The 22,608-nt window shown below is 44.0% G+C and carries 23 protein-coding genes; 8 read left to right on the forward strand and 15 right to left on the reverse strand.

The window, feature by feature from the left end; translation table 11 throughout:
• Window positions 1–10: 10 nt before the first annotated feature.
• The 7 genes from OKIT_RS00305 to OKIT_RS00335 are packed head-to-tail and all read right to left on the reverse strand — an operon-like array spanning window position 11 to window position 7,566.
• Entirely contained in the window at window positions 11–1,225 is a 1,215-nt protein-coding gene (locus OKIT_RS00305; RefSeq protein ID WP_007744293.1) for an O-antigen ligase family protein, read from the reverse strand.
• Entirely contained in the window at window positions 1,215–2,342 is a 1,128-nt protein-coding gene (locus tag OKIT_RS09295; protein WP_007744295.1) for a glycosyltransferase, read from the reverse strand. Before OKIT_RS09295 ends, OKIT_RS00305 begins: the two co-directional genes overlap by 11 nt.
• Window positions 2,343–3,194 (reverse strand): glycosyltransferase, encoded by an 852-nt coding sequence (locus tag OKIT_RS00315; protein WP_007744298.1) that lies wholly within the window; start codon window positions 3,192–3,194, stop codon window positions 2,343–2,345. It abuts the gene before it with no gap.
• A 46-nt stretch (window positions 3,195–3,240) separates the two neighbouring features.
• Window positions 3,241–4,428, reverse strand: a complete 1,188-nt coding sequence (gene cps2T / locus OKIT_RS00320; RefSeq protein WP_007744299.1) for a beta 1-4 rhamnosyltransferase Cps2T — start codon at window positions 4,426–4,428, stop codon at window positions 3,241–3,243.
• The gene (locus tag OKIT_RS00325) at window positions 4,429–5,100 is read right to left on the reverse strand and encodes a sugar transferase (RefSeq protein ID WP_007744300.1); all 672 of its coding nucleotides are present in this window, start codon (window positions 5,098–5,100) and stop codon (window positions 4,429–4,431) included.
• A 22-nt stretch (window positions 5,101–5,122) separates the two neighbouring features.
• Window positions 5,123–6,865: a polysaccharide biosynthesis tyrosine autokinase gene (locus OKIT_RS00330; RefSeq protein ID WP_007744301.1), complete on the reverse strand. Its 1,743-nt coding sequence runs from the start codon at window positions 6,863–6,865 to the stop codon at window positions 5,123–5,125.
• Window positions 6,865–7,566 (reverse strand): YveK family protein, encoded by a 702-nt coding sequence (locus tag OKIT_RS00335; RefSeq protein ID WP_007744302.1) that lies wholly within the window; start codon window positions 7,564–7,566, stop codon window positions 6,865–6,867. The genes OKIT_RS00330 and OKIT_RS00335 overlap by 1 nt, the downstream gene beginning before the upstream one ends.
• A 325-nt stretch (window positions 7,567–7,891) precedes the next feature.
• On the opposite strand from OKIT_RS00335, the gene OKIT_RS00340 reads away from it, so the two are divergent.
• From OKIT_RS00340 to OKIT_RS00355, 4 genes are all read left to right on the forward strand, one after another.
• The gene (locus OKIT_RS00340) at window positions 7,892–9,013 is read left to right on the forward strand and encodes a helix-turn-helix domain-containing protein (RefSeq protein ID WP_007744304.1); all 1,122 of its coding nucleotides are present in this window, start codon (window positions 7,892–7,894) and stop codon (window positions 9,011–9,013) included.
• Window positions 9,014–9,084: 71 nt separating this feature from the next.
• Window positions 9,085–10,188 (forward strand): hypothetical protein, encoded by a 1,104-nt coding sequence (locus OKIT_RS00345; RefSeq protein WP_148127726.1) that lies wholly within the window; start codon window positions 9,085–9,087, stop codon window positions 10,186–10,188.
• Window positions 10,185–11,393, forward strand: a complete 1,209-nt coding sequence (locus OKIT_RS00350; protein ID WP_007744315.1) for an ABC transporter permease — start codon at window positions 10,185–10,187, stop codon at window positions 11,391–11,393. Before OKIT_RS00345 ends, OKIT_RS00350 begins: the two co-directional genes overlap by 4 nt.
• Window positions 11,390–12,292: an ABC transporter ATP-binding protein gene (locus OKIT_RS00355; protein ID WP_007744316.1), complete on the forward strand. Its 903-nt coding sequence runs from the start codon at window positions 11,390–11,392 to the stop codon at window positions 12,290–12,292. The genes OKIT_RS00350 and OKIT_RS00355 overlap by 4 nt, the downstream gene beginning before the upstream one ends.
• Here OKIT_RS00355 and OKIT_RS00360 read toward each other — a convergent pair whose 3' ends face one another.
• The 4 genes from OKIT_RS00360 to gnd form a co-directional block, all read right to left on the reverse strand.
• Window positions 12,293–13,180 (reverse strand): serine hydrolase, encoded by an 888-nt coding sequence (locus tag OKIT_RS00360; protein WP_241778144.1) that lies wholly within the window; start codon window positions 13,178–13,180, stop codon window positions 12,293–12,295. It abuts the gene before it with no gap.
• A gap of 35 nt (window positions 13,181–13,215) precedes the next feature.
• Window positions 13,216–14,097 (reverse strand): DegV family protein, encoded by an 882-nt coding sequence (locus tag OKIT_RS00365; protein WP_007744318.1) that lies wholly within the window; start codon window positions 14,095–14,097, stop codon window positions 13,216–13,218.
• A gap of 1 nt (window position 14,098) precedes the next feature.
• On the reverse strand, window positions 14,099–14,986 hold the full coding sequence (locus OKIT_RS00370) for a DegV family protein (protein ID WP_007744319.1): 888 nt from the start codon (window positions 14,984–14,986) through the stop codon (window positions 14,099–14,101).
• Between the two features lie 180 nt (window positions 14,987–15,166).
• Window positions 15,167–16,069 carry a phosphogluconate dehydrogenase (NAD(+)-dependent, decarboxylating) gene (gnd, locus tag OKIT_RS00375; RefSeq protein ID WP_007744320.1) on the reverse strand — a complete coding sequence of 301 codons (903 nt, stop codon included), beginning with the start codon at window positions 16,067–16,069 and terminating at the stop codon, window positions 15,167–15,169.
• Between the two features lie 94 nt (window positions 16,070–16,163).
• Between gnd and OKIT_RS00380 the strand changes: the two genes are divergently transcribed.
• A complete protein-coding gene (locus OKIT_RS00380; RefSeq protein ID WP_007744321.1) occupies window positions 16,164–17,012 on the forward strand; it encodes a MurR/RpiR family transcriptional regulator in 849 nt (282 codons plus the stop codon).
• A 72-nt stretch (window positions 17,013–17,084) separates the two neighbouring features.
• Window positions 17,085–18,059, forward strand: coding sequence for a Gfo/Idh/MocA family protein (locus OKIT_RS00385; RefSeq protein ID WP_007744322.1), 975 nt, complete (start codon window positions 17,085–17,087; stop codon window positions 18,057–18,059).
• 41 nt (window positions 18,060–18,100) lie between these two features.
• Here the strand turns inward: OKIT_RS00385 and OKIT_RS00390 are convergent, their stop codons facing one another.
• Genes OKIT_RS00390 through OKIT_RS00400 form a run of 3 tightly spaced genes read right to left on the reverse strand, consistent with a single transcriptional unit; the run spans window position 18,101 to window position 20,299 of the window.
• Window positions 18,101–18,460 carry a hypothetical protein gene (locus tag OKIT_RS00390; RefSeq protein ID WP_007744323.1) on the reverse strand — a complete coding sequence of 120 codons (360 nt, stop codon included), beginning with the start codon at window positions 18,458–18,460 and terminating at the stop codon, window positions 18,101–18,103.
• 48 nt (window positions 18,461–18,508) lie between these two features.
• Window positions 18,509–19,432: an alpha/beta hydrolase gene (locus OKIT_RS00395; protein WP_007744324.1), complete on the reverse strand. Its 924-nt coding sequence runs from the start codon at window positions 19,430–19,432 to the stop codon at window positions 18,509–18,511.
• Window positions 19,433–19,450: 18 nt separating this feature from the next.
• On the reverse strand, window positions 19,451–20,299 hold the full coding sequence (locus OKIT_RS00400; protein WP_007744325.1) for a DUF368 domain-containing protein: 849 nt from the start codon (window positions 20,297–20,299) through the stop codon (window positions 19,451–19,453).
• Window positions 20,300–20,377: 78 nt separating this feature from the next.
• Here OKIT_RS00400 and OKIT_RS00405 point away from each other — a divergent pair, with 78 nt between their 5' ends.
• Window positions 20,378–20,806 carry a helix-turn-helix domain-containing protein gene (locus tag OKIT_RS00405; protein ID WP_007744326.1) on the forward strand — a complete coding sequence of 143 codons (429 nt, stop codon included), beginning with the start codon at window positions 20,378–20,380 and terminating at the stop codon, window positions 20,804–20,806.
• Window positions 20,796–21,593, forward strand: a complete 798-nt coding sequence (locus OKIT_RS00410) for a hypothetical protein (protein ID WP_007744327.1) — start codon at window positions 20,796–20,798, stop codon at window positions 21,591–21,593. Before OKIT_RS00405 ends, OKIT_RS00410 begins: the two co-directional genes overlap by 11 nt.
• Here OKIT_RS00410 and OKIT_RS00415 read toward each other — a convergent pair.
• A complete protein-coding gene (locus OKIT_RS00415) occupies window positions 21,580–22,446 on the reverse strand; it encodes a fructosamine kinase family protein (RefSeq protein WP_007744328.1) in 867 nt (288 codons plus the stop codon). The two genes, OKIT_RS00410 and OKIT_RS00415, sit on opposite strands and share 14 nt — an antisense overlap.
• Window positions 22,447–22,608: the final 162 nt, after the last annotated feature.

Raw genomic sequence — 22,608 nt, forward strand, 5'->3', positions numbered from 1 at the left:
ATAATGCGGCCTACTTAACCGTCGTTGATTTCGACAAAATTGCCAGCACGCACATCATTAATGCACCTGGCGCGCTTGAAAAAAAACTAGACGAGATGTTGATAGCGAGCAAGGAAATAAACATCGATATACAATAACAGTTTAGATTTTTATTTAATTGAGAAATTCTAAATGTTTTCACAACATTGATAGCGAGCGCTAAAAAAATCAAAATACCAATAAAACCAAATTGGCCAATTAATTCAGCAAAAAAATTATCAGATAAGAAACTCTTATCTCCACCTAGCCCCATCCCATAGAGTGTGTTATATCCTAGGTTCATGTATATGGGAGAATAATTTTGAGCTGCCATCGGAGATCCGAATGTTGCAAAACCAGCTCCAAATGGAAAATATTGCCTAAATAAATCAATGCTGCCAGTCATGAGTACCTGCCTAGGAGAGTAGAAACTTGTGTGAAAATAATTGATGATAGATGGCAAAGCAGTCAAGAGAGAAAAAAATAAAATAATGATAATCGTTCTCAAGCTAATTTGTGTGGGTTTCTGGCGAGTCAATGCCAATAACAATACAAAAACTGTGATAAAAAACAGTGACTGAGTTTTTAAAGATGACACAACCAAAATTGTGCATATCCAGAAAAAAGGTTGCTTATAAATATATTTCCGTGTATCCATAATTATTCCAAATAAAGCCAAAACTAATATGGCAAACGAAACTGGAAAACCAAAGAAAAACTCAAAATTTCTAAATGAATTATTTGTGGCTTCGCTCATGTCAACGATACGAAGTTGGTTGAGTAAACAAAAAAACAACGCAATCAGAAGAAATATTTTTATTGCAGAACCCAGCAATCTTTTCAGTTGAACCAAAGTATTTGAATTAGCTAATTGATAAACGGCAGAAAAAATCAGGAACGGTTTAGCAATAATAAGGGCATCGATTATGATTTCAATACTCGTTCTTTCAACACCACTAAAAAAATTTGAAGCAAGACCCGCTGAGAAAAATGTGGTCAATAGTAGCATAACGGTCAGAGATATTCGCTTTAATTTTCCCACAATAAAATAAAGTGTGTTGATCACCAAGGCTAAAATACCAGCTACCTCATCCAAGTTTGAAAATAAACCATTCAATGTAGACAACGCAAGTAAAACTAAAAGAAACAATATCAAAATAACTTGAAAATCAATTGTTCGCACATCATCTTCTACTTTACTTAACATTTTTAATGCCCAAAACTTTCTTTATCCACTCACTCTTAATACGTGAAACTGAGAGAGACCTTGCTCTTTCTAAAGAAAGACGCTGATATTTTAATAGTAAATTTCGGTTTTCCAACAATTTGCTAATCTGCTCAGCCATTTCTTTAGTATTGCTATTCGTGACCAAAACACCGTAAGTTCCATTTGATGTAACCTCCTCCAGCGATGGAATATCAAACGCAATAATTGGCAAACCAAAGCTCATTGCTTCAGCCGCTACCAAGGGAAAGCCTTCATATCTACTACACATCAAAAAAATCGTAGATCTCCAATAATGCTCTTTTAAATTTTCTCCAGAAAGTGCACCGACCCATTTGATTTTGTCTGACACTCGTTTTTGTTTGATAAGCTTTTTGAATTTTGTTTCTTCTTTCTTACTTCCGCTACCAGCGACCTCTATTGTGACACCACCGTCCAAATAAGTGGCTACATCACACAAATAATCTAAGCCCTTACTATCTATTTGTATTCTGCCTGTAAATGACACAATTTTAGAATTGAGAGAAGATTTTTCCCCCTCAGCATCTATAGTGACTGGGTTATGAATTACCACAACGTTGTTATTAATTTTTTTCCATCTTGAAGCCGTATAGCTCTCCAAGCAAACTATTTGGTCAGCCGACCTCATACTGGAAAAAAGTTTCTGCTTTTCGCTTTTAAACCTAACTTCGGTATAATTCTCATATAAATTGTGCGTCCAACAGATTACTTTGTTCGCACCGGTAATCTTTCTGATTTCATCAACAAACAAGATATATGGATTACACAAAATGGCGAGATCGTACTCTTCATCAGTAAAAGCGCTTTGAACGTTTTTCAAATGCCAGCGATCTATGACAGATCTCTTATCAAAGATGAACCTAACCACGGACCATATACACACTTTAAGCAAATTAATAATTTGAATAAAGTGTCGTGGCCTAATGATTTTTAAACCATTCAAATCGAAGTAATTATGATTCTCATAATATACGGTAACATCAACATCTTTATCTTTATTCAGCTCTTGAGCGATGAGTCTGACAATTTTTTGTTGACCGCCCATTTTGAATTGGGACTGAAAAAAAATGATCTTCATCTAATCATGGCCTCCTTCAACCGTCAATGGATGCATCAAGGATTTGATTGAAACTTTCAAAAAACTGAAGTCTGAAATTTTCACCGAAAAATATAGTCCCAACAAAAGATTCTTTAAATAAGCGGTTGGCATCGAACTGCAGGGCGAAATCTTTCCGTATTCGATCATATCTTTAGTTCTTATGGCAAATCTAGTTAAATAGGTTTTATCTAATTTTTTTTCTCTTTGAGAAAAATTTTGCTCGATCTGAACATTCAGAATCCGATATGTGAGACGTCTAGACCTAATTGAATCAAAAAAAAGTTGATCTACCTGATCTAAGAACAATCTTTCATCGTAAACATAGTCCCGATATATTGACGTTTTCACAGTTAAGCAGCTGTTGATAGCATTGAATTTTTTTGGGTTTATTTCTCCACTTTTTCGATTCAGTACTAATCTGTTCTTAAGAAACCCTTTTTCATTAGGGGAATAGATTACCCCATCTTGACCAATAATTTTGGGAACTATCACATCATAATGACGTCTAGTCTCAGACGATAACACTTTAAAAAACGATTTGTCTAAAACTGTATCGTCATCTAACCAACAAATATAATTGTTATCAGAAAAAGAATTCCGCCCAATATACTTCAAAGCCTTGTTATAAGATCGAGATAGACCCAAATTCAAACCATTTTGTATATATGCAATATGAGAATCAACATCATTTTTATTTCTCGACAAAAAAAATGGCTTATCACTGTTATCAATAACTACAATCTTGTTGTCACCCAAATTTTCCACCACGCTCTGGAAACTGTCAGAATTGTTTAAATATTTATTGTAAATTACAATAACAAAATAAATCATGGAGTCACCAGTACCTTAATCACGTTTCGATTTTTTTCAATACCAATCATTTGACGAACAGCCCTTCATACTTAGCAATAATAGTCTCCCAAGTAAATTCGTCAGCCACGCGCTTGCGAGCTGCCTTCGTATAAGCGGCAACGCGTTTGGCATCATAGGTCTCGGTCTCATTAATCTGAGCAGCTAGACTGCCTTGAGCTTTAGTCCAATACATGGCGCCTTCTTGAGCAACAGCCTGATTAAAAGGTACATCAATCAGCATATTTAATCGTGTCATCGATAAAGCTTCAAGCAAACTCGGATTTGTCCCGCCAACTTCGTGGCCATGAAAATAAGCAAAAGCCGATTCTCGAATATATTTCAACAGTTCCTGGTCATAGACAGTCCCGACAAATTTGACTCGCTGATCCTGATCAAAATGGGTCTGGGCTTTTAGCTGCTCGTAAAATTTATTCTCTTCGACATTCGTAATCAAGACAAAGTCCTTCTTTGTATCGCTGGCAATAAATTCGCGAATCATCGTCTCGTAATTGTTCTCCGGCACAAAGCGGCCGACAACAAGAAAATAATTATTCTCGGTGACATTTTTTTTAGCAAACCAGTCACGAACTTTTGTATCTTTGCTTGTAAGTTTGGACTTTTGTACATCAGTCCCATAAGCAATATAAGTCGTATTAGGATGAAAATCCGCATACTCCTTATTTATGTATTTCTCAATCTCAGGATTGTCAGCAATCACAAGATCAGCTGCCTGTACCATTTTCTTTTCTGAATATTTCCAGTATTTGCGGACAGGCTTGGGCCACTTAGCTCTCGCCCATTCGTGGCCATCCGGATTCAGATAGAACTTACCACCCAGAGCATGAATTTCTTTAACAAAATGCTGAGCAAAAGGTCCAATACGATTAGCAAGGACATAAAAAATAGGATGTTGATCCTTATTTTGTTTGCTAATCTGAATAGCTTCTTTGAGAGCTTTGTAATCATAAGCAATTGCTTGGGCCGAACCAATTTGCGGCACTTTAATTGAGAAGACATCGGCGCCATTGTAATCGAAGTGCTGATTTTTAGCCGCCAACTCACCGTTATCGGAACGTGAAGCAACATGATACTTGATTTTTTTATTTTGTTGACCAGCAGTCAGCTTATCAACAAAGGTTTCAAAACCCCCATAATTAGCTGGAATACCCTTTGAGCCAACGATATAAACATGCTGTATTTGTGAATCTGCCACTTAATATGCCCCCGTCTTCTTGCTACTAAAAAACACAAGTCTGACAGTTTTCAGACAAATCTTTGCATCGTTCATTAATGAGCGCTCTTCTATGTATTGGATATCAAGCCTAATCATATCGGCAAAATCCAGATCAGAGCGACCGGACACCTGCCAGAGGCCTGAGATGCCCGGTTGAACTAAAAGACGCTGCTTATCGTAATCTGAATACTTGCGCAGTTCCCTTTGCAGGCAAGGCCGTGGCCCGACAAGCGACATATCGCCCTTGATCACATTCCAGAATTGCGGCAGCTCGTCCAAAGAATAATGACGGATAGTACGGCCGATTTTCGTGACACGCGGGTCTTCTTTCATTTTGAACATACCACCATGCAGTTCGTTCTTCTCCAAGAGTTCGTCTTTCATATCATCGGCATTGGGTACCATACTGCGGAGCTTGTACATGGTGAAAGGACGGCCGTTCTTGCCAATACGCTCTTGGGCAAAGAAGATCGGGCCACCATCTTTTTTAATCACAATAGCTAAAAACAACATTGGAATAATACTCAAAATTAGGCCAATGCTGCCTCCTAATAGATCGAACAGTCTTTTAGCACACAAATAAAAAATTGATTTCTGACTAAAACCATTCAAATTTTTAATGTGGTCGTCTTCTGCCCGCAATGCCTTCATCTCCTGCTCCTCTCCTTTTAGATCAAAACTCTTCTGCAGCCATGCTATCGACTGGCAGTCCACCAATAATGCGAATCGCATTTTTCTTGAGAATATCAACACTTCGCCGCCCAACCGCACGCGTCAGCAAGGCATAAGCATCTGATAAATGATAGCGTTGATTCATCTCGGAACTATCCGCACCGCTAGCCACGGTCGCCGCTAAGCCTCTGCGAACTAAGTCCAAAGCCAGATCAGCGACTTCACTGCCGAATTGGCCATTGATAGAAGCTGCAGCAACTTGCAGAATCGCACCTTGCTCAACTAAGTGATTCAATTGCCCAGGATTAGCTAAGACAGCACGATTGGTCTCAGGATGTGCGATAATCATGGTCACACCGCGTGTCTTCAATTGAAAAATAACGCTAGCAGCAATCTTTGGAATCTGATCTTCTGGTAACTCGACCAGTAAGAATTTCTTGCTATCAGCTAACGTCAATAAATTGCCATGATCAAAGGCTGCTAAAAGATTCGCTGTCAATGGCACTACTTGTCCTGGAAGGATGTTAATGGGAATACCAGCTTCTTTGATCGAATTCCTCAAAGGGGCGATAGCCGCTTGGATGTCATCAGCTGTATTAGCCATCTTATCGGCCGATTGGTAAGGCGTGACGACTAAGGTCTGGATATTATCGGCGACAGCCGCCCTAGCTGCCTGCAAAGAATTGTCAATCGTCACAGGCCCTCTTGTCGGGTCAGGCAGTAAATGTGCATGTATATCAACCATCGGGAGAACCTTTGCAGTTGTTTCTTCATTAGCTGCAGCGCTAGGGGCAGGCGGTGTCTTGGTTTGTCTGCTAGCAATACGATTGGTCGCCTCAAAACTTGACCAGACCTTGGTCGGTTCAACAACCGCTTTTGTGGGCGTTACCTCTGTACTTTTGGCCTGATTCTGTACTGTCTCAGATTTTTTTTCTGGTCTATGATGGTGGGTATTCTGATGAACTTGTGCATTAGAAGCTCGCTTCATGGCGTCGCTGCTCATGACATTAGTCGTCGTATAACCATAGCCATAACCATATCCGTAAGCTTTCTCAGCTCTTTCAGGATCTCTGGATACAAGACCTAAGAGGTGTGCACGAGCTAAGGTCAAAATATGCGCTGCTTCCAAAAGACTCTTTTTCTTTGTCTTGCCTAGTGTAGCAACCAGCACGACTCCATCGGACCGCGGAATCAAAGACTGGGCGTCCGGTACTAGCAATAATGGTGTCGAATCAATGACCACAAGATCGAAATTACGACGCATCCAGTCAATAATCTGCACCATCTTATCAGAAGCTAGTAATTCAGAAGGATTTGGCGGCATCGGCCCAGAAGTCATGATAAAGAGATTGGACTGCTCTGAAGTATTGATAATTTCCGCCGGTTGATCATTCATGGCTAAGACGGTTGTCAGACCGCGATCGTTCGTCAGGCCAAAAGTCTTATGTATTGTCGGGCGACGGAAATCTGCATCAACCAAAAGAACTCGTTTACCTGTCTGAGCCCAAGTAACTGCCAGGTTCTGTGCCACCGTAGACTTACCATCAGACATTTCCGAACTCGTAAATAAAATCGTCTGAAAATGATTAATAGTAGCAGCCGCAAAATCAATATTTGCACGCAAGACGCGGAACTGTTCCGAGACGACATCTTGCGGATCATCCAGCGTGATCAGAGGTACACCATAACGAGAAGATCTTAAATCAACTGCTGATGCTTTCTTAGCTTTCCTCTTTGATGGCATTACTTCGCCCTCCCTTTGTGGAACGATGCATAATTCACCGTGCCAAGATTATTTAATTTCAATTGTTCAAGAAAGGACAAATCACGGTAGGTATTGTCAGACATTTCTTTAATTAGCACAAAGAGCACGACGATAAATACGCCCAGCAAAAAACCGGCCAGTGTAAATAGCCGGACATTCGGAGAAACCGGCGTATCTTGGCGAAGTCCCCTTGAGACGATAGAGACATTAGAAATAGATTTGCCCATCACCTGAACAGCTTTAGTCTTGAAGACATCGGCCGTCATATTGGCAATATCGCGTGATTCAACTGGGTCATTGGAACGAGCGCTGATAGAAAAAATCTGTGAATTTTGGACACTGGAGACTGTCACCATTGATGCCAGGCTACTGGAACTAATATCTGGATAACGACCACGCAGATTGCGAGCGACCTGATCCAGAATGACCGGACGCGTCGCTAAGTCTCTATATGTATAAATAATTTGAATATCAGCCTGCTGGTTGCCTAAAGCAGCATTAGGATCAGTATTGTTACTGCGATTAACTAGTAAAGCCGCCGTGGACTGGTATTTAGGATGAATAAGGAACCTGCTGCCGGCATAGGCAACTGCAGCCAGCACCAGAGCCGAAATGATTAGCAGAAAAAAATTCTTCTTGAACAGCTCCCATAGCCGCTGGTAAGAAATCGTCGTATCCATTAACTCTCCTAAAACTTCAAAAACAAAATGTATCACCTTAATACTAGCACCATACAAAAATGACAAAAACTAAATATTCATTTAATTTCAAAAAAACTGTCTTTAGCGATAATGTTCGTTTTTTCTCTTTTTGTCAAGTTTTAAAAAGGCCGAAAATCTATCAGTGACTATTTAGCAGCAGATTGCTCACACTTTCTCGCAAACGAATTAAACAAGGCTAAAAAGTTTGTTTTTCGTCTTAATCCGACTGATTTTCTCATAATCTGCAGCCTAATTCGGAAATCAACTGAAGATACATTATAGAAATAATATATAATCAAAGTTAATGAATGGAAATAAATTAGATTGGCTGGCTGCTGCTGCCGGAGTAGATATATTGAGGTACAGCATGCATAAAATTTTTCCTGTGTCAGTCGGAAACAAGCACTTTAATCGCGATCTGATGCTTGAAGCATCGGAAAAAGCAGAGGCCGGTTTATATACGATTGTTCAATATAAAGATATTTATGTGATGCTGATTCCAATTTCAGATCAGGAAGGCCTTCTGCTTGAACCAAAATTAGACCCAATCGACGATTTGCATAATGTTTTCGCAAATATTGACTTTGTTAATCATTCAATTAATACAGCTAAGCTTACGTATTATCTGTATACTGGCAAACCAGCTCCGGATTGGGATATCACATTGCTCCAGCTGCACGGCGCTATTAAAGCGGTCCGCACGGTCAGGCCTATGAACGAATTGGTTGCCTTCCACGTGTATACGGTCAAAATGATTGAAGCTCTGACAATTTTGGACGAAAAAAAATTCAAAGAGAGTCTCAGGGATATGCAGGGCTGTCATGTGTTTGGCCAAGCTCTCACGACGACGAACGTAATTCGCGGCCAAAAAGATATTCTGATTGATTTAATTAGCAAGTTGACAGATAACTTAAGCAATATGGGCTTTCCTGCTGGTCAAGCTATTCAAATGCAGACACAATCTGTCCAAAAAATTGAGTATCAGACAAACATTTTGAATTTCGATGCTTGGTTGAGGGAGATCCCTTGGATTTATTTCAGTGAATTTCGCAGGTACCAAAAGTCTCTTTTTCAAGATAAAGCCGAACGCATTAAAGATTATTTGGCCAACCATCTGCAAGATAATTCCCGTCTGAAAGACATCGCAAAAGCATTGAATATGTCTGAACAGACGCTCAATACGGTCTTCAAGAAAAAATTTCAAGTCACAATCAAGCAATTTTACATTCAGTTGAAAATCGAAGCAGCCAAACGTTTTTTGCTGACAACACGTATCAAGATCAAAGATATTGCCGATTATCTCGCCTTTATTGATGAGAGTTACTTCGTGATGACCTTCAGCAAAATCGTTGGCTGTACACCGGCGAAATATCGCCAGACTGGCAGACATCTTGATCAGAAAAAAAGCATCAAGTCCAAGATGTGAGCCTTAGTTTGTCTAGGCATAAAAATGCAACTCTTGGCCATCCCCGGCCGTTTTTCTTTATAATGACTTTAATGCAGGTGCTGGGAGCTTTAATTAGATTTACTTTCATGCGGTTAAAAAAATCGCATTTTTTTGCTGTGCTGGCTGCTTTGATTGTTGTTGCCAGTTTCGCCTTCAGCTTGTCGTCCCTTCTCGGACAATCCGGCAGCCGCATTAGCGAGAATGCCAGCGAATACGGAGCCGCGCAAAACGCGCTTGTCGTCTACGATGGTTACGCCAAAATCCCGACAGCCATTCAGGCCAGCTACAAAAATCTGCAAAGCCAGCTGAATCAGGTGGCCGGTGTTTTGGCCGATGATCAGATGGAAAATGGCAGCTCTTTTAGCCAATTGGATCTCTCGCTGCGCCAGACACAGCTTAAGCAGTTTGCCTACCGCCACCACATTCCAGTCAAAGATTCGCTTTCTTATCCGCAAGTCCAAGCACGGATGGCACAGGACCGCTACTACTTGTCGCGCGGCCGCAATGAAAATTCCCATATCCGCACACTGGCTGATGTCTTAAGCAGCTGGACAGGCCTGCTATTAACTGTCTTCAGTCTTTTCTGCGCGATTATCGCAGTCGCCGTGAGTGCCATCAGTGATACACAAAAATCGACTTTCAAGGGTCTGCCCATCAAAAACCGTCATTATGCCGCTGCCAATTTCCTCACAACGGCTGCCATCACCCTCAGTTCTTTGGTCATCAGCAGCTTATTGGTCGGCCTATTCGCCTTGTTATTAGGCGCCCGCCCAACCATTTCCAAAATTGTCTTTTTATCTTTTGGCCGCTTCCAAGCTGTCAATTTCTGGCTGTTATTCGTCATGATTCTGGTCACCAGCCTAGTTTTGTCGCTGCTTTTCTCCTTACTAGGACGCATTATCGAACAGTTCACAACGGTCAATTATTTTTTTGGCATCGGCTTGGGCCTGCTTTTCTCCCTGCCAGCTAATATCTTCGGCCTATTATCACTGCTTAACCCCCAGCAAATCCTCAGCGGAGACGCGGCCTTTGTCACAGGCCTGCACATGAATCTGCTGCCGATTTATTACCTGATTCTGCTAGTGCTGATTATCGCCAGCTATCTGGCAATGACCCTGCTGGCCGATCACAAAAAAGGGGGCCTGCTGTCATGAGAGCGAATTTTGTCTTTGAATTAAAACGCATTCTCAAACGCAAAAAGAATCGTTTCGCGATTGGCCTTTTTCTGATTTTGGCCCTCATTTTTGCGGGATTTTTCAGCCAGACAACTTTTCAAGGCGAGCGTGTCAATCAAGAACTGCTGACGCAGAATAATATTTATCAAATCCGCACTTTGCGCCATGTCCGCGCACACAATATCCCTAACCCGCCAGTCCTGGCTTTCTATCCCCAATCAATCCGCCTCAATACCCGCCGGGTTGCTGACCTTCAAAAACATAATTGGCAGCAATATGCCCGCGACAGCGCCGCTTATTTCCCAGCTTTTATCCGCTGGTATCAGCAAGGCGCCGCCCAAAATATGAGCTACCCGACCAACTATGGCGATACGAATACTTACCCGATGGGTTTTGTCGATTCAGCCAGCTATTACTATCGTTATGCAGCTAGCTATTATCGTGCCGCTGCCAATGCCAAGACTGTCAATCGTGCTGTCTTAGAAGAAGCTTCATCAGCCGGCAGTACATTAAATTTCCTGAAATCCGATGCCATGCCGGTCTTTTTCCTGCTTTTAATCGTGATTGTCTGCGATCAATTAGTCTCCGATAGAAAACACCGCTCGATTTTCCTCGGCCAGCCAGTTTCTTTATACCGGCGGACATGGTCTAAGACAGCGGCAGCCATATCAAGTTGGCTGATTCTGTCAGTCATCGCCATCGCACTGGTCGCTGTGATAAACGGCCTGCGTTTCGGCTTTTCCGACTGGCTGATTAACCATCCCTTGGCGCATAACGGCCGTTTTTACCCCTACTTCACACAAATTCAGCCCGCAATAGAGCTGCTGGAGGCAATTGCTTTACTGGCGATTTTAGGAATCTTGATCAGCCGGCTAGCCATCTTGCTGAATCTCATTTTGAAAAACGAATTCCTGACCGCCCTGATCCTAGCCATCCTAGTCTTTTTCGAGCGCGCCTACTGGTATCCCTACTGCGGCATTGGCGGCGATTACTCAATCTATCCCTTCCCCTACTTTCAGGTTGGCCGGCTAGTCACGGGCACGCAGAGCTCTATGTACGCACAAAACGGTCTCACATTTGCTAAAGGCATGCTGGTGACCGCTGCCTATGTGATCGTGCTGGAAATTCTGATTAAAATTATTTTGCTGGCGACAAAATCAGGCTATCTAAGGAGAAAATCATGATTAAAATCAGCCAATTAGATAAAAGTTTTAAAAATAAAGGCAGCCGGCAAGAAGTCTTAAAACAAATCGACCTGGATTTTCAACCCGGCCAGATTATCGGCCTGGTCGCACCCAATGGAACTGGTAAATCAACTTTGATTAATCTAATCATGGGCTATCTGCGGCCGACTGCCGGAACGATTGAGATTGATGGTGCCCGTTACAAAAATGAAGGCCAACGTGTAAAAATCCATCACAAAATTGTCACTTTGCCCGACCAGTTCGACTTGGAACCAGCCCTTTCCGGCCTCGATCATTTAAAACTTTACACCGGTGCTTACGGCCATGATAAAGACCGTGTGACAAAAATCATCGATCAGCTGAACATGTCCGGCTACGTGAAGAAAGCCGTTTCCAGTTATTCACTAGGCATGCGCCAACGACTGGTGTTTGCCATGGTCCTGGCTGCCGATGCCGATTATTTGATGCTGGATGAAGTCATGAACGGCCTGGATTTAAATAACGTCGAGCTGTTGTCGGATATCCTGCGGGCTCTGCGTGATTCCGGGAAAACCCTGATTATTGCTTCCCATATCCTAGCCAATCTGCAGTCAATTGCCGATCGGATTATCTTTTTGCATCACGGCAAAGTCGTCTTGGATTCTATCCAGCAGCAAGACGAGCAATTATTCGTCAAAGCTGACCTGACTGATACAGAATTGGCCAAACTGCCTGACGTCTTGAGTCACCATGCCATTAATTCTGTCGGTTACCGCCGGCTTTTCCCAGTCAGCACGCAGGGCTATGATTATGTGATCCGAGAAATTAAAAAAATCTCGCCAGCCGAAATCAGTTTCGGGACGAGAAATCTGGAAGATTATTATTGGAAATTCTTTGGTCAAGAGCAGTCGGCTGTTTGATTATTTTTTCAGGATTGAATCTGCAATCCGGCTGGTCAATTGCTGCCCGCTGGCTTGATCAAGATTGTTCTCTGTCAAAATCGCGACCAGATAGCGCTCTTTATCGGCAAATCCAATTGAATTCACATACCAGCGGTCTTGTGCGTTATTCAGCCAGCCGTTTTTAAAAGCCGGATCAGGCATGGTGCCAATGCCAAAACGCTGTCCGGGAACGATGCCTGCCATCACATTCAGGATATATGCCTGGTCAACTGCGGGCATTTTTTTAATATACTGCAATAGCTTGATCTGATCGGCAGCCGTTGTCGAAGACAGGCCAAAGCCGCTGTAATTAGCAACCGTCCCGGTCATCCCCAGCTTGGCCCAGAAAGCCATCAAGGCACGAAAGCCGCCGACCCGATAAAAAAGAGAGGTGGCAGCGTCATTGTCTGAAAACCGGATCATGGCCTGCGCTGTCTTGTCCAGATTGCCGCTTAAAGGGCCGTCGTCTTCAACAAGCATGGTTAAAATTGCAGCCTTAATCGAACTAGCCTGCCAGAAATTCGACCCGCCATTTTGAAAAGTCAGCTGACGGCCAGTCTGCGTGTCTAAGACAGAGACATCGACGCGAGTTTGGCCGATTAAAGCATTGATACGGCTTGTAAAGTCGGCTTGTGTCAGCATCGGGTCATTTGCAGCCGCGGCAGTGGCAGCGGCTAGGCGTTTTGCTGCCTGTTTTCTAGCAGTTACGCGGGCATAAGCACGCTGAGCCCAGGATTGAGACAGGATAAAACGGCGCGCTGGGCGAGTGCGGCGTGTCTTGCCAAGAATTTGAGAATTGTTTGCGACATAAATAAAAGCCCCCGCTAAGAGGACTGCAGAACAAATCACAAGCCACTTCTTTTTCATGGCAATCATCATACGCCTTTTCAATAAAATCCTGATTAAGCTTCCCGGGCAATCGTCTGCCAATCGTCCATGTAGACAAATCCGACTGCCTTTTCACCTGTATGTACACCGATCAAAGGACCGATTGTGATCAAGTCGCTTCGCAAATCGGGATAGGCTTCTTTAAAAGATGCCTGCCATTTTGTCGTCAGCTCGCGGTTGTTGGCATCAGCTAAAAGCACGCGGACTGGTTCGTCAAAACTGGGAAGATCCATCTCAAAACGTTTCAGTACCCAATCCCAGGCACGTTTCAGGTGCCTTTCTTTGGCAATTGCCACGATTTTACCTTCATCATTAAAAGTAAGAATCGGTTTGATATTCAAAAGCCCGGCCACCAAAGCGACACCGCCGGCCAGACGCCCAGTCCGTTTTAAATGACTGATATCATCCACGATGATAAAGACATGCGTCGAATTACGCAGGCGAGCCACTTTTTCCATAATCTGATCCCGCGTCTTGCCTTGTGCTGCCAGATCAGCTGCCATCAAAGCCTGGACACCGGAAACCATAATCGTAAAACGTGAATCCCAGACTAAAATATCCAAGCCTTCGTAATCGGCCGCTAGATTGACAGCTAGATTATAAAAGCCGGAAATGCCGCTGGACATGGTCATAAAAATAGCCTGCTGATAGCCATCGGCTTTGACTTGGTCAAAAGCTTTCAGTACATCAGCCGGGCTGGCCATCGACGTCGAGGGCATCTCTTTAGCTGCATTCATATCTTTGAAAAACTTTGCTGGACTGCTCCAGTCGGAATCGTATCTGACTTTGCCATTAAACAAAATCGGGGTCGGAATGACGTAGATACTGTATTTTTTTTCGTCTTCTTTGGAAATGTAAAAAGTGCTATCAACAATAATAGCGATGTTTTTTGCCATTTCAATCCTCCAATGTTTTATAGTCTTGTGCCCAGATAAAGCCCACAGCTTTCTCGCCCGTATGGACGCCGATCAAAGGGCCGATAATACCACGCTCAAAAACAATATCCGGCCATAGTGCCTTGCCTTTTTCCACCCAGGAATCCGCCAGCGTCGGGTTATCAGCATCGACAATCGTCACGCGCATTGGCCAGTTTGAATGGGCATAACCTTCAACAATTTTCCCAAAATTCTCTTCGATGTACTTCCAAGCACCGGTCATTTTCCGCTCTTTAGCAACGGCGACAATCTTGCCGTCCTTACTTGGATCAATATTTAAGATTGGTTTGATGCTCAGCAATCCAGCAATCAAAGCCTGGCCGCCGGAAAGACGCCCAGTCCGCTGCAGGTGTTTGATCGAATTAACGACAAAGAAGACACTGGTTCGATCTCTAAGCAACCTGAGCTTTTCTAAAATATCGGCCATCTGCCAGCCCTTTTCTGCTAAATCAGATGCCAATAAAGCTTGATTACCTGCACCCATTGTGGCGATCCGCGAATCCCAGACGTGAACATCTAGATCCTGATACTGTGCCGCTGCGGCAAAGGCTGCCTGATAAGTACCAGAAAAGCCTGAAGACAGCGTGACTAAAATAGCCTGATCGTAGCCGTCTTTTTTGACCTGATCAAAGATAGCCATTAAATCTCCGATAGACGGCTGGCTGGTCGTCGGTTGCACAGAACTGGCGGCCATTTGTTTGTAAAAAGCCGCATTCACGGGCCAATGAGATTCGTGATACACTTTACGGCCAAACAGCACCGGGTTATCGGCCACGTAAATGTGCTTGGCCAGCTGGACTTTATGAGGAATATAACTGGAACTATCAACAATGATGGCAATCTTGCTCATAAATTAAAATCTCCATTCAGAATCAAAGAAAGTTTCGCTAGAAAAAAGGGTCATAAGCTATTCTAACCCACTTGTCAAAAATCGTGATCCAAAAAAAGCACAAGTGAAGCTGTGAGCCTTTTCATTTAGAAACAAAAACAGCCTGCCCGGTCTAATAGGCAAACTGCTGTGTATATCTATTTAGGCTTTTTTGTCGACTGCATGGCCGCCGAATTCGTGACGCAAAGCAGCAACTACTTTGCCCGTGAAGGTATCGTCCTGCATGGAACGGTAACGCATCATCAATGACAAGGCGATAACAGGTGTCGGGACACGCAAGTCCATGGCTTCTTCCATGGTCCACTTGCCTTCACCAGAAGAATGCATACGTCCGGCAATCTGATCAAGATGCGGATCTTTAGAGAAGGCATCTTGAGCCAGTTCCATCAGCCAGCCGCGGATAACTGATCCATGGTTCCATAATTTAGCAACAGCTTCGTAATCGTAATCGAATTGTGAAGCTTCCAATACTTCAAAACCTTCGGCGATTGCCTGCATCTCGCCGTACTCGATACCGTTATGCACCATTTTCAAGTAATGGCCGGATCCAAGCTTGCCGGTATATAGGTAACCATCTTTTTCAGAGATAGCTTTGAATAAAGGCTCGATCGTCTTCCAAGCTTCAGGATCATCTCCGCCGATCATGAAGTTGCCGCCTTGACGTGCGCCTTCCATTCCGCCCGAAGTACCAGCGTCAAAGAATTTAATCCCGGCTTTAGTCGTGCGAACGTTTTGTTCCAAATTGTCTTTGAAGTTAGAATTACCACCGTCGATTAAGATATCGCCAGCATCCATTTTGCTGATCAAGTCATCAATAGTCGAATTTGTCGGTTTGCCAGCCGGTACCATGACCCAGATAATACGTGGGCTTTCCAGCTTGTCGACTAATTCCTGGGTGTCTTTAGCGGCTTCTGCACCAAAATCAACAGCTTCTTGTACTGATGCTGGATTCAAATCCAGGCCAACGACTGAAATATCGTGGTCAATCATGTTCTTAACTAAATTCAGGCCCATCTTGCCAAGGCCGATCATGCCAATTTTCATCTCTGCTCCTGCTCCTTATGTCCTCTATTATTTTATGAAATTATTTTTCTCTAATCAAGTTAATTAATGTAAAATATTTACATAGAGGTAAATCATGAATAATGTCGCAGAAGCAATCCGTTCACAATATCAGCAGCTCCACCCCGGCGAGAAAAAAATTGCCGATTACATTTTGGCTAATCAAGAGACAGTCGCCGATGCCACAATTCAAGGCCTGTCGCACAAAATCGGCACCTCGACCGCCTCGATTTCCCGTTTTGCCCGTCATATCGGCTACCCGAATTTCCGTGACTTTCTAATTGCACTGTCAGCTGGCAGAAAAAGCAGCAGTTCGGACTTTTTCACCGAGATCAAACAAGAAGATCAAAGCGAACAGATCGTGAAAAAACTGTTTTCTGCCGGTGTCTCAGCGCTGACGGCCACGGCCGCCAAATTAGACATGGCCGATTTGAACAAAGTCGTCGATTGGCTTATCTCATCATCGAAAATCGGCTTTTTCGGCATCGGCGGCTCATCGATTGTGGCCTTTAACGCCTATCACAAGTTCTTGCGCACGAATCTGAATATCGTCAGCCATCCAGACTACGATATCCAAATCATGCAGGCAGCTCATCTGACCAGCCGCGATCTTGGGATCGTTATCAGCCACTCCGGCCGAAATCAGGACACCTTATTAGTAGAAAACAAGCTTCGGGAAAACGGCTCAAAAATCGTTGCCATCACAGCCTTTCCAGAATCACCAATCGCAAAAAATGCCGATATCGTTTTAAATTCCTACTCTGAAGAAGTCAATTTCCGTCAAGAATCCATGAGTTCTTTGGTTGCCCAGATCACGATTATCGACACACTCTTTACGCTGGTTGGCCATCGCTTGAATAAAGAGACAGATCAGGTTATCGGTGCCATGCGGCACGTGATCGAGCAGACACGCGTGCACAAATAGTTTTGCCAGACAGAAAATTGATAAAATATAGCTGTAAATCCGATTTGGATCGGGTTGGATTAGAGGATGATCATGCCGCAAACATATCATTGGGCAATTGTTGGTCTCGGCCATATCGCCGAGGAATTTGCAAAAGCGTTTCAATCAGATAAGGGACAGCTTTATGCGGTCTGCTCGCGATCTATTGAAAAAGCCGAAGCTTTCGCTGCGGCACACAAGATTCCGAAAGCCTATGGCAGTTTGGATGATCTGCTGGCTGATCCGGTCGTGGATATTGTTTACGTGGCCACGCCGCATAATTTTCACATTCAGACGATTCTGCCGGCTTTAAAAGCTGGCAAACACGTACTGAGTGAGAAAGCCATTACGATGACCAGCTCAGAATTGGCGTCAGCAGTCGAATTAGCTGATCAGCAGCAGCTGGTCTTAGCAGAAGCGATGACCGTTTATCACATGCCTTTGTACGCCAAACTGCATCAATTTGCCAAGGATCGTCAATTAGGCGGCCTGAAAATGATTCAAGTTAGTTTCGGCAGTTATAAAGAAGCTGACCCGACCAACCGATTTTTTAATCCGCAATTGGCCGGTGGTGCTTTACTAGATATTGGCGTCTATGCTTTGGCCTTTGCGGCTGAATTTTTACAGGGCCGGCCGCAGGTGACGGGTACGAGCATGCATCGTTTTACCAGCGGTGTGGATGAATCTTCGACCATTTCTCTGCGGACAGATCAGGATGAATTGGCCAATGTATCACTGACTTTTCGTGCCAAAATGCCGAAAATGGGCATTGCTGCTTATGAACATGGCTACATCACGATCATGGATTTTCCAAGAGCCGACCAAGCTGTTTTCACAGCCACAGATGGCAGCACTGAGATTATCAAGGCTGGCGACAGCAAATCGGCCATGGCCTATGAAGTCCACGATTTTCAGGAAATGGTAGCTGGGCAAGAAAGCAATAATAGTCTGAAAAAGACACAGGCCGTCATGCGCCTGATGACTGAAGTCCGCAATCAGTGGGATTTCCGTTATCCCTTTGAAAAATGAGTACAAAAAAAGCAGCTCAAGCTGCTTTTTTATTTGATTGATTAATAGCCGCTTCCGGCTTGACCGGAATTGGCACCGCCACCGCTGAGCAGAGTCGAGATAATTGCGAAAATAACCTGATAAATAATCAGATATGAGCCAAGAAGCCACATTCCTGAGTAAAGCCAGAAATAACGCTTATAAAGGCCCTTTTTGGCAACTGGTGCTGCTGCCGGCTTATCCGTGCTGTCTGCCTTAGATGCTTTAACTGCTGGTGCAGTCGCCTGATCCAAGCCAAAGCCGTGTGCACGGATGAAGAATCCGCCCCAGATCAGGGCAATTCCGAGTCCAAGGAACAAAATCTGCTGCAAAATGATGTACAACCAATCAACAATGGTTATCCATATATTAATATTTGACATGTGTCTTCCTTTCGAACAACTTCTTTATTCTAACAAACAGATTGCGTTTTACTTAAAATACAGATTAAGAAACTTCTGTACTTCCGCCTGATAAGCCGCCGTATGCTGGCCAAAAGCCTGCACATGTCCGGAACCAGGAGCAATCCATAGTTGTTTTCTCGGATCCGGGTCAGCTTTATAAAGACTGTAAACCATGCGTGTCGGCACATAAGTATCTGCCCCGCCATGCATGAAAAGCATCGGGCGCGTGTTCTTCGCCACTTGTTTGACCGTACTTGCCTCGTGATAAGAATAGCCGGCAATATATTGCGAAAACAGGCTGACAGTCGGAATAATCGGGTCTTTAGGCAGGTGATACATTTGTTTGGCCTGATAAGCCACCTCGTCTTCGACACTGCTGTAGCCGGAATCTTCGATAATCGCCCGCACATTGGCCGGCAGCGGGTCGCCAGAAAGCATCGACACGGTCGCACCACCCATGGAAATACCAAAAGGCACAATCTCAACATTCTTATTTTGCGCCACTAGATATCGGATCCAGGCTTCGACATCATTTTTATCCAGCCAGCCAAAACCGACAAAATTCCCTTGAGACTGGCCGTGACCGCGATTATCGACAGTCAGTGTATTGTAGCCCAGCCGGTAGAACATATCAGCGTAGCCTTTCATACCAGTCTTATTGCTGCGAAAACCATGCACGACAATCACAGTCTTATTAGTCGGACGGGCAGCCGGCAGATAATCAGCATCCAAGGCCAGACCGCGATTTTGAATCGTCAATTGCCGGCCGGATTGGCTAAAACGCTGCTGAAAATCATCAACATAAGGCCTCGAAGTCGGTGTGAGCCCTTCATAGGTATAATCACGATTATTATGATTATTTCGAATCTCGGCAACATTAAAGAAATAGGCACAAGCCGCAATATAGACAACTATAAGTAAAATAAAAATTCTAAATAACCAACGTAACATCCGTTTAAATATACCATTCTATTTGTACTTTTCTTCTAATCCGCCCATCCACCAGCCAAGCAGGCAGCCCAAGACAAACATCACAAATGCCAGTATGCCCTGCATCAAATCCAGCTGGCTGTAATCGGCCACAGGCGGCAGCACGATCAACAGCGTCGAAGCAAGCACGATGCCCAAAATCGCGTGATAAAGTTTGCTGTAATAATGATCCAAAATTGCCGCCACTAAACGGGAAAACAGTGCTAACGCCAGCAGTGCGCCAATCGCCATCGGCAGAAATACTGACAAGCTGCCGGCTTTAAAAGCCGTAATCATCGGATCAAACAAGCCTAACAACAACAGAAAATTCGATGGGCTCAAGCCGGGAATAATAATCCCCATGGCAATTAAAGCACCGGCTAATAACCAGCTAGCAAAATTAGCCGGCAGCTGCCCGAACAAATTATCCATATTGGCCAAAAAAGTAAATGACACGATAAAAGCGATAGCTAAAGCCAGCCAATCACTTTTATGGCGGCCTTTTTGTCCGGCCTGTTTATATAGGGACGGAACCGTGCCAAGAATTGCACCAGCAAAGGCCCACATAACAATCAGGTTATAGTTGGTTAGCAGCCAACCAATCGGATTAGCCAAGGCAATAATGCCGGCCAGCGCGCCGATCCCAACCGGCAGAAAATAGCGGACGTTTAACCAAAAATGTTTCAGGGGATGAGCCATAAAGGCCAGCAAACGTTCATAAATACCTAAAATAGCGGCTAGGACACCACCGGAAACGCCCGGAAGGATAAATCCCAGAGCAATAAAGACACCTTTGAAAAAACGGAGCAGGTAATCGAGAATCGGGTTAACAGCAGACTTATTTTTCACTATATTTTATTCTCTCATATCTGGAGACGAACAAAGGTGCGCGTTTAATAAGCAGGCTTTTCCTGATAAGATAGAGGCATGTTTCCAGAGAGACTCAGAGCTTTGCGGCGCGGTAAAGGGATCACCTTAAAACAGCTCGCAAAAGCATTAAATCGGAATTTGGCCAAGGGCGAATCAAAGAACACGGAATCCCAGATTGGCAATTGGGAACGCGGCGAGAGAAACCCGAATTACCTTGAAGTCAAAAAATTGGCCGATTATTTTGATGTCTCGATGGATTATTTGGTCGGCCGCTACAATAACGATCAGGTTGACTTGGCTAAGGCCATGATCACGACTTCTAAGCTGACCTATAACGATACGCCGCTGGACAATAACGACAAGTACGAAATTCTCCAGCTCGTTTCCGGCTATCTGCACGCTCGCGGACGCCGTTCGACCGGTGATTTGCTGAATATCGATCATCAAGAGACTCTGGATTTATTCGACAACCACAATGGCTTTTAATCTGGAGACTTACATTCCCCGCCTCAAAGCCTGCCGGGATTATTTTGCCAAACTTTATTCTGTCAGCGATCTAATTGATGCGCTGCTTTTTTCTGATCTGGCCATCAGCCGGCAAAAACTGCCGGATAGCCTGCCTGAGTTGGCTTTGTCTGATTCGATGATGGTCGATATCCAGGATTTTTTGTCCAAACAGATTACAGCCGGCATGTCGGAACTGGAAATCCAGCAAAAAGTCCGCCCCGCTGAAGAACTGGATCAATTACTGGGCGACTACCGTCAGTATCTGATCGAACGTTACGGTATGTTTGCCTATATCGCCAAACCCTGGATTAATGACTTATATACCTACCTGGATGGCCGGCCGGCGCTGGAAATTATGGCCGGCAACGGCTTTTTGACTGCTGGATTGCGGCAATTACAGATTGATTACCCAATCACGGCCACTGACAATTTCGATTGGAAACTCATGGACCGGCAGATGACACCGATTACAAAAGTCGTCAAGATGGATGCCTCGGCTGCTGTCGAATATTATTTAAAAGATGTCGAGGTGATTGTATTGTCCTGGTCACCCCAGCACGCTAATTCGGACTGGCTGATTTTAAATTTCCTGCGTGTCCATCATTTCTTTAATCGCGGTGGTGAATTGATCGTGATCGGTGAGAAAAACGGCGTCACAAATTCCAAAAAATTCTGGCAGCAGGCTCAATTGAGCGTTCCGGTTTTGCTCAACCAAAATTGGCCGCGTTTTGACTTGGTCAAAGATCAAGTCTTTACTGTGAAATAATCTGGCGCAGTTTGCCGCGATAGGCACTAATATAGGATCCGGAAAATAGATGAGCATGCACCATTAAGTAATAAAGCTGATAGAACATCAGGCGTTGATCGACACCGGTTTGAAAAGGTCGGATACTCTGGTAACCCGCATAAAAATCGCGCGTGAAGCCGCCAAAAACAGTCGTAATACCGATATCGAATTCGCTATCGCCATAGTAAACGTCCGGATCGATGAAAATCGCTTCGCCATTATCGGCATCGAACATAAAATTGCCTGCCCAAAAATCACCATGAAGCAGGCTGGGTTGAACTTGGCGTTTTGCCATTAACTTGCGGAAAATCGAAATTGCCTGATTATAAGCCGCGTCATCCTGCCATTTGCCTTCGGAAATTAAGAGACGGCGCAAGACATTCAGGCGTTGTTCGATAAAAAAATTGGTCCAATCAGACTGCCAGCTGTTGATTTTGATTGTTTTTCCGGCTTTAAAATCGCTATCCAAGCCAAATTTATGGTTCGGACTCGTGATCGCGTGAATCTTGGCTAACCCCTGGCCCAGCGCGTATTGATTGCCGCTGTTAGTTGTGTGCAGGTACTCTAATAAGAGCCACTGATCTTTGCCGACTTCACCCAAAGCAAGTACCTTAGGCACACGGGCAGCCTGGCCTAATAAATGCAGCCCATCGGCTTCGTGCTGGAAAAATTCCGGCACTGATTTGGGCTGGACTTTAAGAAAATAGTGCCGCCCTTGACTGTCGGTCAAAGCATAAGCCCGATTGATGTCGCCGCCATGGACTTCTTGGAAATCAACGACTGGCGAATCTGTCGGTACTTTTTGCAAAAATTCTCGACTTAAAGTAAACATACTTTCATGATAAACATTTTCAATAGGCAGAAAAGCACATAAAAAAAGACGATCCGAAGATCGTCTAGTTTGGCTTTGCAGCTTTACGTTAGCTGCTAACGACAATTGTTACCAATTGCATCCACGTACTGTTAGTCCAGCAGCCTAGCAACTTCCACAAGA

Origin of the sequence: Oenococcus kitaharae DSM 17330 (assembly GCF_000241055.1) — a bacterium.
Lineage (GTDB): Bacteria > Bacillota > Bacilli > Lactobacillales > Lactobacillaceae > Oenococcus > Oenococcus kitaharae.